The organism is Pseudoalteromonas sp. Bsw20308 (genome assembly GCF_000310105.2).
Lineage (GTDB): Bacteria > Pseudomonadota > Gammaproteobacteria > Enterobacterales > Alteromonadaceae > Pseudoalteromonas > Pseudoalteromonas fuliginea.
The window spans coordinates 3,452,834-3,467,081 of the sequence record NZ_CP013138.1 but is presented as its reverse complement, the minus strand read 5'-3'; the positions used below and the strand labels follow the sequence as shown (position 1 = coordinate 3,467,081).

12 protein-coding genes are annotated in these 14,248 nt (G+C 36.0%); all 12 read left to right on the top strand.

The window, feature by feature from the left end; all coding sequences use genetic code 11:
• Positions 1–11 precede the first annotated feature (11 nt).
• The 12 genes from D172_RS15305 to galU all read left to right on the top strand — a co-directional run bounded on the left by D172_RS15305 (position 12) and on the right by galU (position 13,944).
• A complete protein-coding gene (locus D172_RS15305) occupies positions 12–788 on the top strand; it encodes a phytanoyl-CoA dioxygenase family protein (protein ID WP_007376751.1) in 777 nt (258 codons plus the stop codon).
• Positions 785–2,032, top strand: coding sequence for an oligosaccharide flippase family protein (locus D172_RS15300; protein WP_007376752.1), 1,248 nt, complete (start codon positions 785–787; stop codon positions 2,030–2,032). Before D172_RS15305 ends, D172_RS15300 begins: the two co-directional genes overlap by 4 nt.
• Positions 2,022–2,492, top strand: coding sequence for an acyltransferase (locus tag D172_RS15295; RefSeq protein ID WP_083503355.1), 471 nt, complete (start codon positions 2,022–2,024; stop codon positions 2,490–2,492). The genes D172_RS15300 and D172_RS15295 overlap by 11 nt, the downstream gene beginning before the upstream one ends.
• 344 nt (positions 2,493–2,836) lie before the next feature.
• Positions 2,837–3,712 (top strand): hypothetical protein, encoded by an 876-nt coding sequence (locus D172_RS15290; RefSeq protein WP_033023502.1) that lies wholly within the window; start codon positions 2,837–2,839, stop codon positions 3,710–3,712.
• Positions 3,713–3,722: 10 nt separating this feature from the next.
• Positions 3,723–5,621: an acyltransferase family protein gene (locus tag D172_RS15285; RefSeq protein ID WP_007376755.1), complete on the top strand. Its 1,899-nt coding sequence runs from the start codon at positions 3,723–3,725 to the stop codon at positions 5,619–5,621.
• A 7-nt stretch (positions 5,622–5,628) separates the two neighbouring features.
• Positions 5,629–6,855, top strand: a complete 1,227-nt coding sequence (locus D172_RS15280; protein ID WP_007376756.1) for a glycosyltransferase family 4 protein — start codon at positions 5,629–5,631, stop codon at positions 6,853–6,855.
• Entirely contained in the window at positions 6,848–7,447 is a 600-nt protein-coding gene (locus tag D172_RS15275; RefSeq protein ID WP_007376757.1) for a sugar transferase, read from the top strand. The genes D172_RS15280 and D172_RS15275 overlap by 8 nt, the downstream gene beginning before the upstream one ends.
• On the top strand, positions 7,440–8,069 hold the full coding sequence (locus tag D172_RS15270; RefSeq protein ID WP_007376758.1) for an acetyltransferase: 630 nt from the start codon (positions 7,440–7,442) through the stop codon (positions 8,067–8,069). The genes D172_RS15275 and D172_RS15270 overlap by 8 nt, the downstream gene beginning before the upstream one ends.
• A 38-nt stretch (positions 8,070–8,107) precedes the next feature.
• Positions 8,108–9,283, top strand: a complete 1,176-nt coding sequence (locus D172_RS15265; RefSeq protein ID WP_007376759.1) for a DegT/DnrJ/EryC1/StrS family aminotransferase — start codon at positions 8,108–8,110, stop codon at positions 9,281–9,283.
• Positions 9,284–9,488: 205 nt separating this feature from the next.
• The gene (locus tag D172_RS15260) at positions 9,489–11,444 is read left to right on the top strand and encodes a polysaccharide biosynthesis protein (protein ID WP_007376760.1); all 1,956 of its coding nucleotides are present in this window, start codon (positions 9,489–9,491) and stop codon (positions 11,442–11,444) included.
• A gap of 153 nt (positions 11,445–11,597) precedes the next feature.
• Positions 11,598–12,764, top strand: a complete 1,167-nt coding sequence (locus D172_RS15255) for a nucleotide sugar dehydrogenase (protein ID WP_007376761.1) — start codon at positions 11,598–11,600, stop codon at positions 12,762–12,764.
• A gap of 289 nt (positions 12,765–13,053) precedes the next feature.
• Complete coding sequence (galU, locus tag D172_RS15250; protein WP_007376762.1) at positions 13,054–13,944, top strand: UTP--glucose-1-phosphate uridylyltransferase GalU; 891 nt, start codon at positions 13,054–13,056, stop codon at positions 13,942–13,944.
• Positions 13,945–14,248: the final 304 nt, after the last annotated feature.

Below are 14,248 nucleotides of genomic sequence, written 5' to 3'. Positions count from 1 at the left end.
AGGTTATTTATATGAGAGTACTGGTCATCTTTATTAAAGAGTTAGTAGAGTCGCTTATAAGAAGTTTTAAGCTTCTATTTAGCCGTGCAGAAAATAATAATATTAATGCAATTTTAAAAGAAACAGGTTTCGTAAAAATCGACGGCTTTTATACTAAAGAAGAATGTATGAAGCTCCGTGACAAAATAGACCACTACATAGAGAGTGAAAACACAAATTTGTGGGTTGATGACTCAGGGGCGGATCATAGAGTGTATTTTATCAACGAGATTGATGATGAATTCAACAAGTTTTACGAGCATCCGCAAATAAGAGAGGGGTTATTAAATTACACAGGTTGTTCAGAACCTAGTGGTATGTTGCTCGCTGCACGAATTGACGAAAAAAAAGGCAACTTAGGCTCTGGAGGAGGATGGCATAGAGACTCCCCAATAAGACATCAATTTAAAGCTGTTTGTTATTTAAGTGATGTCGATACTAATCATGGGCCATTTCAATATATTAAAGGATCTCACTGTAAATTAGATGTGTTTATCGCATATCTTTTAGGTGTATTTAAAACTGGGCAATATCGTTTTACAGAAAAAGAAATTGAGAAATATTTAAAGAAAAGATCAAAAGAAATAACAGAATTTACAGCAAAAGAAGGGGCTGTAGCGTTTTCAGATACTAAAGGTATACATAGAGGAAAGCCTATATCAGAAGGTTGTCGTTATGTACTATTCTGCTATTTTTGGAGTGGGAGTATTCCACTTCACTTCGAAAAATTGAGACAAAATAAAAAATGAATTTCCTTAAGATATTGAGGTCTGTTGCGTTAGTTAGTGGTGTAACCGGTTTGTTAAACCTAGGTGTTTCTATCGCGTTTTCTTTTTTTATGACATCAGAACAATATGGTTTATACACATACTGGCTGAGTATATACCTTATACTTCTAAATTTAATACCATTTGGTGCAGTTGCTGCTGCAACAGTATTTAGGTTTAATACAAATTTACGCGAGTACAAAGCTATGTTGACTACATCGGTCTTTTTAATAATGCCTTGTATTATGATGATGGTTTTAGCTTTTATGTATATTAAGTCTCTCCTCTTTACTCCTTTATTTACGTTGGGGTACTTAGCCCCGATAAGCGCCTTTTTTTACAGTATAGTTATGATCTTAGTTTCAATTTTAAGGGTTGAACAAAGGTTTAAAGTATATTCTAATCTATTTATAGGGTTTGTAGTTCTAGTTAGCATATTACAAGTGTGCGCCTACTACACATATAATAGTCTTGAAGCAGTAATCTACAGTCATACTATAGGAACACTTATAGTCGGAACTTCATCTTTAATTATTTTAATAAGAACCTTTAATATAAAACTATCTTTAAAGCTTTATATCAAGTCTATGAATAATATCAGAGAGTTAATTCGCTATGGTTATCCAGTTGTATTTGGGAGCGTACTGATGTCATTTATGGTTGTGGGCGATAAGATCATTCTAAAAGAGCTAGTCTCGGATAAGGAAATGGGGATTTACTCCTCAATAGTTGTTGTATGCTCAACCACTCTTTTTCTAGTCAATAATTTTGCTTCTGCTTGGGGAGGGTATCTTGTAAAAAAATTGCCAGAATTAAAACATTATGATTCTAGAGCATTTTTTTTGAGTACTCAGCGAAGGGTTCTACCAGTGTTTTTTATTTTGACTAGTATTATTATTAGTACTCAATTTTTACTTTACTTGAGTGTGTACGGTTTTATGAGTGACAGCTATTTATATACTTTAATAAAAGTGTCTTTAGGTTATTGTATATATGGTGTTAGTAAGTATTACGTGGGCTTTATGATGTACTATAGAAATAATAAAGAAGTGTTTACTGCAACAGCATTAGGCATTACGGTTATGGTCTTATGCTCTAGTTTTGGAGTTGCTAGCCCTGTCGATAATGTATCGTTATCTGTTTTGTTTGGCTTTTCATTTCAATTACTTTATTTAGTTCTCTTCGTTAATAAGAGAATGTATGGAGAGCATAAAGATGTTTTATAGATTATTAAACGCGTTATTTAAAATTGTGGTTTATCGTGGCTACTATAAAAAATATAACTTAATTAAAAGCTTTAAATTTAACGGATATCTAATTCGGATTTCAGGTGATGGTAAAATCACTGTCGGTGAAAATAGTTATATCAGCTTTTATTCTTATATAAATGTAGTTGAAGGTAGTCATTTAACTATTGGTTCTAATGTATCAATAGCTCATAACGTTAAAATATATACTTCTTCATTTATTGCCAGTGAGCTAGTATCTACAGGTGTTAAGAAGTTATATGTTGGTGATGTTACTATAGGGAATAACGTTCTGATAGGCTCAAATTGTTTCATATGTCCAAGTGTCAATATAGGAGATAATGTCGTTGTAGGTGCTAACAGTGTGGTTACTAAGGATCTATCTAGTGATACAGTATATGGTGGAGTACCCGCGCGCATCATTAGGAAAGTTAAGTGAATAAGCTCCTCTTATATATTGTTCTATTTATATTTTTAATGTATTTTCCTGGAGTTGTATTTAGTTATTTCTATATTGAAGAGTTTAACCAATATTATAGATTAAGCGATTATAATTACATTAGCTTCTTTTGCTTCTTTTTATTTTTTTGTCTTGTTTTTTTTGTGGTTTCTTCTTTTGTACACCACTCTCCAGGGTTGAATTTTAATAAAGCTTCAATTAGATTCAAAAAAAATGTCGATATAACTTTATCGTGTATATTTTTATTGCTTTCTCTGTACTTTACTATCAATTTTTCTAGTGACTTTAGGCATTCGAGTCGAATTTCGGAATCAGGAATACTGGTGTCTGCCTTATGGATAGTTAAGCCTATGGTTTCCGTAATAATTGTTTCATATGTTATTGAAGCTTGTAATTACGGTTATTTAACTGCTGAAACTAAAAGGAATTTAATTATTATCTTCTTTTCTATGCTCTTCAGCCTAACCTCATCTATGCAAATTTTACATTTGTTAATTGTAATTTTACTATTTACACGACCTAACTTATTTAGGGTTAATTTTTTAGGGTTAATTTCACTGAAAGGTATAGGGCTATTTGCATTGCTAATTATTACTATGCTGGTTGCTGTCGTTATTGGCTTAGCTAATAAGGTCGGTAGTGAAAAAATATACTCTTTAGAGTTTCTAAATGTATTACATAATTATTTAGGTTCTATACTGCCAAGAATATCATCGTCCTTCACCTCATTACTGACGATACTGAACGATATATTCAATGTAAACCATAACTTTGATTTTACAAAGAGTGTAGTTGATACAATCAATAAAAGGTTTTCTTTACTTTTTGGTTTACCACTCACAAATGATGAAATAAACGTAATCAACAAATATAACCAGACTAGAGTTTTTATAGGTAACCCTGAACGTGCGGGGGCTTCTCCTGGAATCTTAGCATCTATGCTTTATTTTCCTTTTTTTCCAGTCGGTATCATAGTCATTTGCTTGTATCTTAGTTATGGAGCAAAGTTAATAGCTAGTACGCTTGCCAAAAAGGTCAATATAGGGTTCTTATCAGGTTTTTCTGTGACGGTCATGCTTTTGTTCTTTCTTGAAGCACCATTAAACTTTTTTTATGTGTTGGACCCATTTACGTTTACGGTTATTTTCTTTTTATTTTATTTTCGTTTTGTACAACACTATAGTTCTTCATTAAACTAAGAGGTTACATTTGTTATATATTAAATCTATTGATGGACTGCGAGCCATTGCTGTTAGTTTAGTAATAGTCTTTCACTTTTTTCCAACAGTTATACCTAATGGATATTTAGGAGTGGACCTGTTTTTTGTGATTTCAGGTTTTTTAATCTCCAAAATTATCCATAAAAAAATACTGGAAGAGAGGTTTTTATTCAAAGATTTTTACCTCAGTAGGGTACGAAGAATTTTACCTGCTACGTTAGCAGTTTTAGTTACTACGTCTATAATGGCGCTATTGTTAATGACAGCACCTGACTTAATGCGATATGCTGAAAGCCTTCTTTCATCAATAGGTTTTAGTGCGAATATTTATTTCTGGAGGACCGGAGGTTATTTTGGTTTTAATGACACTCTGAAGCCGCTGTTACATATATGGTCATTGAGTGTTGAAGAGCAATTTTATTTTCTCTTTCCTTTATTCTTTTATTGTTTATATAAATACTCACGAAGTAAATCATTAATATATTTTATTTTTAGCATATTAATACTCTTATCATTTTTTTTAAATATATACTTATTATCAATAGGTGGTAGCAACCCCGCGTTTTTTTTAACGCCAGCCAGAGCTTGGCAATTTGCATGTGGAGCTATGTTTGCAACTTTTGAGCTTTCAAGACAGCCCCAAATTTATTCGAGAGCACTTTCTCTTATCGGCATCACATTAGTTTTAGTTAATTTTATATATGTGCCTGTAACCTTTCCTGATGCCACATTACTAACAATCGGAGCATGTATGTTCCTATGCCAAAGCCATTTGAAAACGTTGTTAATTAATAAAATATTGTCACTTAATAGTATGCGATTTGTAGGTAAAATATCATTTTCTCTCTACTTGTGGCACTGGCCCGTCGTCGTATTTGTTAATTATGTTTGGCTTGACACTCCTAGCACGTTTATACTTCTGCTTTCTTTACTATTTACTTTGATCTTATCGACTCTTTCATGGAGATATATTGAGGAGCCTTTGAGGCAAGCTTCTTCTAGTAAAAAAACTTATATGATTGTTGTTTCATCTTCTTTTTGTCTTATTTTGTTCTCTTCTATTGCTCTCTACTATAAGGGATTTCCGGAAAGGCACTCAGATATGGTAAACAAACTGTCCGAGAATATAGGCACTCATTACAGGTGCTCAATCGACCAATATCGAAGTTATAATGGAACTCGTGCTTGTGCTTTTGGTGAGGATGTAAGTAAAGAATTTACTGTTGCTTTGGTCGGTAATTCACATGCCCAGATGTATGCACCTGCATTCGAAAAATCACTTACCAGTTCTAATAAGAGAGGGCTACTAATTCCACTTAGTGGTTGTTTACCAACAATTAATTATAATATTAGTTCAGAATGTTTAAATTTAGCACAAAGAAACTATCACAGTGTGCTTGAGGATAAAAAGATTAAAACAGTTATTTTAGCTTTGACTTGGCATTTTGATCATTTAGTGGACCAAGCTGGCTATAATTTTATAGATAGTGACTTTAGCTTAAGAAAGAGGGAGCTAAAATTACTGATTGATAGTTTCAATAAAAAAGGAAAAAATGTTTATCTATTAGGTCCTTTAGATATTCCTGGTTATGAATTTGCATCCAAAGCTAGTCGGAGCTTGATGTTTTATGGAACATCTTTAAAGCGTTCAAGAGAAGTCGAGGAATTCTATGCTAAATATGGTGATATAATAGATTATTTCTTAAGGAACATGGGGGGGAATTATATTCTTCCACATAAGTATTTTTGTGATAAATCGAATTGTTACTTTGCAGATGAAAATGGATCATTTTATTCTGATTCTAACCACCTTAGTAGTTTAGGTGTTAAAAAACTGATTGATATTTTTGACCCTATTATCAGTGACAATACCAAAGAAAAAAAGTGAAGAATTAATGAAAGTAATCTATCTACATCAGTATTTTGCTACACCAGAATCAAATGCTGGTACGCGCTCCTATGAAATGGCTAAAAGATTAATAAAAAATGGGCACCATGTTACTTTTGTAACTAGCTCTGCCTATTTTCCTGATAGCTATCAATTAGGTAATGGCTGGAATTTTATAGAAATTGATGGCATAAATTTACATGTTCTCCATCTTAATTATTCAAACAAAGATAGTTTTTTAAAACGTATTTTTAAATTTATCAGCTTTTCAATTCGCTCTACATTTAAGTCGCTCTCTATCAAGGCCGATGTAGTGTTTGCTACTAGCACACCATTAACCATTGCGATACCTGGTTTGATTTATTCCAAATTTAAAAAAGTACCTTTAGTATTTGAAGTTCGGGATCTCTGGCCTGAGCTGCCAATAGCAACCGGTGTAATAAAAAACAAATGGGTAATAAAATTTGCTCAATGGCTTGAAAGATATACTTATAGAAACTCCAAACGACTTATTGGGCTGTCTCCAGGTATGTGTGATGGCATAATAAGGCATGGCATTCCTGCAGCGAATGTAACACTTGCTACAAATAGTTGCGATACAGACTTATTTGATGTAGATATCAGTGTAGGAAAAGATTACTTGAAATCTAAATTAAAGTTTGTAAATGGCCGTAAGCTTATAGTTTATACCGGAACTTTTGGTTTGATTAATAAGGTAGGCTATATTGTTAAACTTGCTAAAGCGGCCCAGAAACTTGACCCAAATTTATGTTTTGTTGCAATTGGAGATGGTATGGAAAAGCAGCAAGTGATTGATGATGCCATAAAAGCTGAAGTTTTAAACAATAATCTTTACATATTATCCCCAGTACCTAAAACAGAGATTGTTGGCTTGCTATCGGCCGCTGACTTATCGTTGTCTTTATTTGGTTCGATAAAAGAGATGTGGCATAACTCTGCGAATAAATTATTTGATGCACTAGCATCGCAAACCCCCATAGCGATTAATTACGGGGGGTGGCAAAAAGATTTTATTAATAAGCACCGTTGCGGCTTAGTTATTGACAGTAGTGATTACGAACAAGCTGCTTTAAGTATTTCGTGTTTTTTAAATGATGAAAGCCAATACTCCAAAGCAATAGAAAGCTGTAAGATACTTTCCTACGAACATTTTTCAAGGGATATTATGGCCACCAGAATAGAAAAAACACTAATGGAAGCTATAAATGATTAAACGCGCTTTTGATTTTTTAGTTGCTCTATTCGCATTACTTATTTTATTACCCGTAATAATGGTTGTAGCCGTATTAATTAGGCTTAAGTTGGGCTCACCTATTTTATTTACCCAAGACCGCCCAGGCTTAAATGGTAACGTTTTTAAAATGATGAAGTTTAGAACCATGCTGGATGCTAAAGACAAGCAAGGTAATTTACTGCCGGATGATGAGCGGATGGCTCCATTTGGTGCTTTTTTACGCTCGACTAGTTTAGATGAGCTACCTGGTTTATTTAATGTATTAAAAGGCGATATGAGCTTAGTAGGGCCAAGGCCATTACTTGTGCAATATTTACCGCTATACAGCAGCGAGCAAGCACGCAGGCATAATGTACGCCCAGGTATAACTGGTTGGGCTCAAGTAAATGGGCGTAATGCTATTAGCTGGGAGCAAAAGTTTAAGCTGGATGTGTGGTATGTCGATAACCAAAGCTTTTTACTCGATATTAAAATTTTATTACTTACCGTAAAAAAAGTGTTTGTACGCGAAGGCATTAGCGCTGATGGCCATGTAACCATTGAGCCATTTAAAGGCTCTAAAAATGACTAAAAAATTAGCTATAGTTGGGGCTAGTGGGCACGGCAAGGTAGTTGCTGATATTGCCGAGCAGCTTGGTTTTATAGTTAAATTTTATGATGATGCCTACCCAAGTAAAACACATATTGAACACTGGCCAATATATGGCTCTTGCGCTGACTTAATAGCTTTAAATAATATGGATAATAAACGCATTAATAATGCGATTGTCGCTATTGGTAATAACCAAATACGTCAGCAAAAAATAGAGCTATTAAAACAAAATAGTTTTAATTTAATCACACTAATCCACCCTACAGCAGTTATAAGCCAATACGCTACTATAGCGCAAGGAAGTGTTGTTTTTGCAGGTGCTATTATTAATGCATTTGCCAATATAGGCGTTGGCTGCATAGTTAACACTTCTGCTATTATTGAGCACGACTGTATTATTGGTGACTTTACTCATATATGCCCTAACACTGCATTGGCGGGAGGGGTTGTTATTGGTTGTAAAAGTTGGGTTGGTATTGGTAGCCAAATTAAACAATTAATAGTAATTGGTGATAACTGTATGATTGGTGCAGGTAGTACTGTTGTAAAAAACTTACCTAATAATATAACTGCATTTGGCTCTCCTGCAGCGCCGCAATAAATAAGACTCTATTTCTATACAAAATTAATAGGAACATCATGTTAAATACCCCTTTTTCTCCTTGGCCTAGCTTTACACAACAAGAGGCCGATGCTGTAAGCCGCGTTGTTCTATCTAATAAAGTTAATTACTGGACAGGTACAGAAGGCCGTGAATTTGAAAAAGAATTTGCTACTTGGGCTGATAGTGAATATGCCATAGCGCTTGGTAATGGCACTTTAGCACTTGATTTAGCACTTAAAGCCTTAGATGTAGGCGCTGACGATGAAGTAATAACTACGCCTCGTACATTTTTAGCATCTGCTTCAAGTATTGTTACATCTGGTGCTGTCCCCGTATTTTCTGATGTCGATCTAAATAGTCAAGCTATTACCGCAGAATCTATAAAAGCAGTACTTACACCAAAAACTAAAGCAGTTATTGTTGTTCATTTAGCGGGTATGCCAGCGGAAATGGATGAAATAATGGCGCTGAGTAAAGAGCATGGCTTTTATGTGATTGAAGACTGTGCCCAAGCGCATGGCGCCAAATATAAAGGCCGCTCAGTAGGCAGTATTGGGCATGTTGGCGCGTGGAGCTTTTGCCAAGATAAAATAATGACAACCGGCGGCGAGGGCGGCATGGTAACAACTAACTCAAAAGAGTTATGGTCAACCATGTGGAGCTATAAAGATCACGGGAAAAGCTTTGATGCTATTTATAATAGAGAGCATCCACCAGGTTTTAGATGGCTACATGAGAGCTTTGGTACCAATTGGCGTATGACCGAAATGCAAGCTGTACTTGGTCGCATTCAATTAACGCGTATGAGCAACTGGACTGCAAAACGCCAAGCACATGGTGCGTTGCTCGATCGTGCTGCAAGCGACTTTAGTTGTGTGCGTTTAGTTACAGTGCCAGAGCACAGCGAGCACGCAGAATATAAGCATTATATGTTTATTAAGCCTGAGCAATTAGCAGAAGGTTGGGATCGTGACCGTATAGTTAATGCGATTGTGGAGCGCGGCGTACCGTGTTTTCAAGGCAGTTGTTCTGAGGTTTATCTTGAAAAAGCGTTTGACAACACACCATGGCGCCCAGAAAAACGCTTGCCTAATGCAGTTAAGCTAGGCGAAACATCACTGATGTTTTTAGTGCATCCAACGCTGACTGAAACCGAAATAGCCAAAACAATCCAAGTTATTAAAGATGTCTTTAGTCTCGCTACAAAATAGGTTTGTATATAATTAGTTAAATAAAATGCCCATAAATAGGTAAAGAGGTCGCTACGCTTTAAAAATGAAAGCAGTATAGAGTTTTAGCGACCTTTGATTTACTCTTGTTCACTGCTCTTTATGTTATATATTGTTTTGGCTAATCGCTAAAAAGTACTCGTGATAACTATTGTTTGTAGAAACCTAATTATAAAAGGAACTGTCAGTGGATAGTTTTATACACTCTATTTTAAATGCTTCACGCGCTAAAAAACGCATTATTACTTTGTTCATCGATACGTTATTTATTGTAATTGCTTTTTGGTTGGCTCTTATTGTTAGGCTTGATAGCTTTGAACCACTGCAACGTTTAGATAATTGGCTCCTTTTAGCGCTACTAACACCGGTTAGTTTATATACGTTTATAAGTTTAGGTTTGTACCGAGCTGTGCTTAGGTACATGAACTCTCAAGCCATTTGGGCAATCGTACTAGGTACAGTAATAACAACAGTTAGCCTAGTGTTAATTGCTTTTTTTATGGGTATAAATATACCACGTACTATGCCGTTTATATTTGCTTGGCTGTGTTTACTAACAGTGGGTGGGGCACGTGTATTGGTACGTGCAATTATTGGTAAAATGACCACAAGTAAAAAAGAGTCCATTATTATTTATGGTGCGGGCGCTGCTGGGCGTCAGTTAGCCACTGCTTTAGGCGCTGGCCCTGAGTATTTTGTTAGTGCATTTATTGACGATGATGTAACAAAGCATGGTTCAATAATTCAGGGAGTACCTGTTATTGCGTTTAAAGGCATTTATGAGCTAAGTACTAAACGTAAAGTTAGTAAGGTATTACTAGCATTACCGAGTGCTACCCGTGCCCGCCGAAAAGAAATACTCGCCCAATTAGAGCCATTAACAATTAAGGTACTTTCAATCCCCGGTATGACCGATATAGTTGAAGGTAAGGCTAAACTTGCCGAAATTACAGATGTCGGCGTTGAAGATTTATTAGGCCGAGACCCTGTATCACCAAAAATTGATTTAATGACCGCCAATATAGCTAAAAAAGTGGTTATGGTGACTGGCGCAGGTGGCTCTATTGGGTCGGAGCTTTGTAGGCAAATAGTTAAGCAAAAACCAACTAAATTAATTTTATTTGAGCAAAGTGAATTTGCCTTATATTCAATTGAAAAAGAGCTCAACGAATACATTTGCAATAATGCCCTAGAACTAGAACTAATACCTATTATGGGCTCTGTGCAGCGAATTAACCGCCTTGAAACGGTAATGAAAGCCTTTGGAGTTCAAACAGTTTACCATGCCGCAGCCTATAAGCATGTGCCTTTAGTTGAGCATAACGTGGTGGAAGGTGTTCGCAATAATGTATTTGGTACTTATTACTCCGCAAAAGCTGCTGTAAATGCTAAAGTTGAAAATTTTGTACTTATTTCTACCGACAAAGCGGTACGGCCAACTAATGTTATGGGCGCAACTAAGCGTATGGCAGAACTTGTTTTACAAGGGTTAGCGCAAGAACAAGGCGTTAAGCATAAAACACGTTTTTGTATGGTCCGCTTTGGTAATGTACTAGGTTCTAGTGGCTCGGTTGTACCATTATTTCGCAGGCAAATTAAAGAAGGTGGGCCAATAACATTGACTCACCCCGACATAACTCGTTTTTTTATGACCATACCAGAAGCCGCCCAATTAGTAATACAAGCTGGCGCAATGGGAAAAGGAGGCGACGTATTTGTACTCGATATGGGCGACTCTGTTAAAATTAAAGACCTTGCTACAAAAATGGTGCGCCTTTCTGGCTTTGAGGTTAAAAGTGACACTAATCCACATGGCGACATTGAAATAAAGTGCACAGGCCTGCGCCCAGGCGAAAAGCTTTATGAAGAACTATTAATTGGCGATAACGTGGGAGAAACAACCCATGAGCGCATAATGACCGCCAATGAAGTAATGCTGCCATTAGCTGAGCTTAATGTATTTATAGAAGCATTAGATATTGCATGCCATAATTTTGATCACGAAACAATTCGCCAATTATTGTTAGATGCGCCAACAGGTTTTAATCCAACTGATGGCATATGCGATTTAGTTTGGAATGCAAAATCTGAAAAATCAATTAAAGTTAACAAGTTAGATAATATAGTTAATTTAAAGAGTTAACTGTATACATGCTTAATAAAGCCAATCTACATACAGGCTAATACTAGCAGGCTTCTATTTTGCATTTTCTAGTTTATAGTTTTTAATTATTCGTATTGGGCTGTGGCTCTGATAGAATTACTTATTAATTATGAATAATCTTAAAGGATTAATATGAAAGTTGCTGTAGTAGGCACGGGTTATGTAGGGCTTTCTAACGCTATGCTATTAGCACAGCACAATGAAGTGGTGGCGCTAGATATTGATGAGCAAAAAATAGCACTATTAAATAATAAAAAATCGCCTATTGTTGATACCGAAATTAGTGAGTTTTTAACACGTAGTGACTTAAATTTCACAGCCACTACCAACAAAGTAGAGGCATATAAAAATGCAGATTTTGTAATTATTGCAACACCTACCGATTACGATGTCGAGAATAACTACTTTAATACTAGCTCAGTAGAAGCTGTGATTAAAGATGCAATGGCGCACAATAAAACTGCTGTAATGATAATTAAGTCTACAGTGCCTGTAGGGTTTACTCATGGTATTAAAGATAAGTTAGGTGTTGATAATTTAATATTTTCGCCAGAATTTTTGCGCGAAGGTAAAGCACTGCACGATAACCTATACCCATCGCGTATTGTAGTGGGTGAGCAAAGTGAGCGCGCAAGCGTGTTTGCTAACTTACTTCAGCAAGGCGCTATAAAAAAAGATATTGAAGTGTTGTTTACTGATTCAACTGAAGCCGAAGCTATTAAGTTATTTTCAAATACCTATTTGGCAATGCGTGTGGCTTATTTTAATGAGCTAGACAGCTACGCTGAAGCACATGGTTTAAACAGTAAACAAATTATTCAAGGTGTTAGTTTAGACCCACGTATCGGCAACCATTATAATAATCCTTCGTTTGGTTACGGTGGTTACTGCTTACCAAAAGATACAAAGCAACTACGTGCAAACTATGCAAATGTACCAAACAACATTATTGGTGCCATTGTTGATGCGAACACGACACGCAAAGACTTTATTGCCGACTCAATAATTAAACGTAACCCTAAAGTGGTTGGTGTGTATCGCTTAGTCATGAAAACAGGGTCTGATAACTTTAGAGCTTCATCGATTCAAGGCATTATGAAGCGTATTAAGGCTAAAGGTATTGAGGTTGTAGTTTACGAGCCTGTATTACAAGAAAGTGAATTTTTTAACTCTCGTGTTATTAAAGATTTAAGTGAATTTAAACAAATATCTGACGTTGTTGTATCTAACCGCATGGTTGCAGAACTTATTGATATTAAAAATAAAGTATATACGCGAGATTTGTTTGGTAGCGATTAATCTATAAAGGCGTAAAATAAAATTGATTCCAAGTGAAAGCTCCAATTAGCTTGGAATTAATAGTTTTTAGGTAAAGCTTGCGCTTTAACTTTTAATATAATTAAATTTAAATACATGCCTAATAAATAATACTCCTATTTTATATAAACCTCTTTGCAAGACAAATTTAATTCAAAAATCACTTTCAAGTTAGTAATTATGAATCCTTACTCATTTTGTTTTATTCAGCCCTTATCTATTTTATACCTGCTAATTTACTAACAACTCATTTATAAATAAAGGATTACCCATGAAAGCTGTTATTCCTGTTGCTGGCCTTGGCACTCGTATGTTACCAATGACCAAAGCAATTCCTAAAGAAATGCTGCCAATAGTTGATAAACCTCTGATTCAATATATTGTTAGTGAATGTGTAGCCGCAGGTATTAAGGATATAGTGTTAGTTACACACAGCTCAAAAAATGCGATTGAAAACCACTTTGATACAAGCTACGAGCTAGAAGCCACTCTCGAAAAGCGCGTTAAACGCGCCCTGCTTGACGAAATCCGCTCAATTTGCCCAACAGACGTAACGGTTATGAGTGTACGCCAAGGTGAGGCTAAAGGGCTAGGGCATGCAATTTTATGTGCAAAGCCAATTGTAGGTAATAACGATTTTGTTGTGCTACTCCCTGATGTAATACTCGATGCCTACACGGCGGATCAAAAAACTGAAAACTTAGCCGCGATGATCAAGCGCTTTAACGAAACTCAAGCAAGCCAGATTATGCTAGAACCTGTGGCACAGGAAGATGTAAGCAAGTATGGGATTGCTGATATTAATGGCGTGCAACTTACCCCAGGGATGAGTGCAGCAATTAAAACCATGGTTGAAAAACCGCCGGCAGATATAGCGCCTTCAAACCTTGCGGTAGTTGGGCGTTATGTATTAAGTAAAAATATTTGGCCATTACTGGCTAAAACACCTGTAGGCGCAGGCGACGAAATTCAATTAACTGACGCTATTGATGCATTAATGACACAAGAAACGGTTGAAGCATTTCATATGAGCGGGCGCTCACACGACTGTGGCGATAAGTTAGGTTATTTAAAAGCGATTGTTGAGTACGGTATGCGTGACGCAAAGCTAGGAAAAGAGTTTACTCAGCATTTAAATATACTTATGAACGGAGAAAATTAATAATCTAGTTACATGGGCGGACGTAAATTCGCACCTACGGTTTGGCATATGTTGTAGGTGAGGTTTTACACCTCGCTTTTTAAACACCCAAGCCACGTTACATGAGAGGACGTAAATTCGCATCTACGGTTTGGCGTATGTTGTAGGTGAGGTTTTACACCTCGCTTTTTAACATTAAAGCCACATTACATGGGCGGACGTAAATTCGCACCTACGGTTTGGCATATGTTGTAGGTGAGGTTTTACACCTCGCTTTTTAACACCAAAGCCACGTTACATGGGCGGATGTAAATTCGCACCTACG

What these genes read in the sequence shown, in the direction of transcription:
- D172_RS15305 (WP_007376751.1), top strand. Translation starts at nt 12, where the DNA reads ATGAGAGTACTGGTCATCTTTATTAAAGAGTTAGTAGAGTCGCTTATA.
- D172_RS15300 (WP_007376752.1), top strand. Translation starts at nt 785, where the DNA reads ATGAATTTCCTTAAGATATTGAGGTCTGTTGCGTTAGTTAGTGGTGTA.
- D172_RS15295 (WP_083503355.1), top strand. Translation starts at nt 2,022, where the DNA reads ATGTTTTATAGATTATTAAACGCGTTATTTAAAATTGTGGTTTATCGT.
- D172_RS15280 (WP_007376756.1), top strand. Translation starts at nt 5,629, where the DNA reads ATGAAAGTAATCTATCTACATCAGTATTTTGCTACACCAGAATCAAAT.
- D172_RS15275 (WP_007376757.1), top strand. Translation starts at nt 6,848, where the DNA reads ATGATTAAACGCGCTTTTGATTTTTTAGTTGCTCTATTCGCATTACTT.
- D172_RS15270 (WP_007376758.1), top strand. Translation starts at nt 7,440, where the DNA reads ATGACTAAAAAATTAGCTATAGTTGGGGCTAGTGGGCACGGCAAGGTA.
- D172_RS15265 (WP_007376759.1), top strand. Translation starts at nt 8,108, where the DNA reads ATGTTAAATACCCCTTTTTCTCCTTGGCCTAGCTTTACACAACAAGAG.
- D172_RS15255 (WP_007376761.1), top strand. Translation starts at nt 11,598, where the DNA reads ATGAAAGTTGCTGTAGTAGGCACGGGTTATGTAGGGCTTTCTAACGCT.
- galU (WP_007376762.1), top strand. Translation starts at nt 13,054, where the DNA reads ATGAAAGCTGTTATTCCTGTTGCTGGCCTTGGCACTCGTATGTTACCA.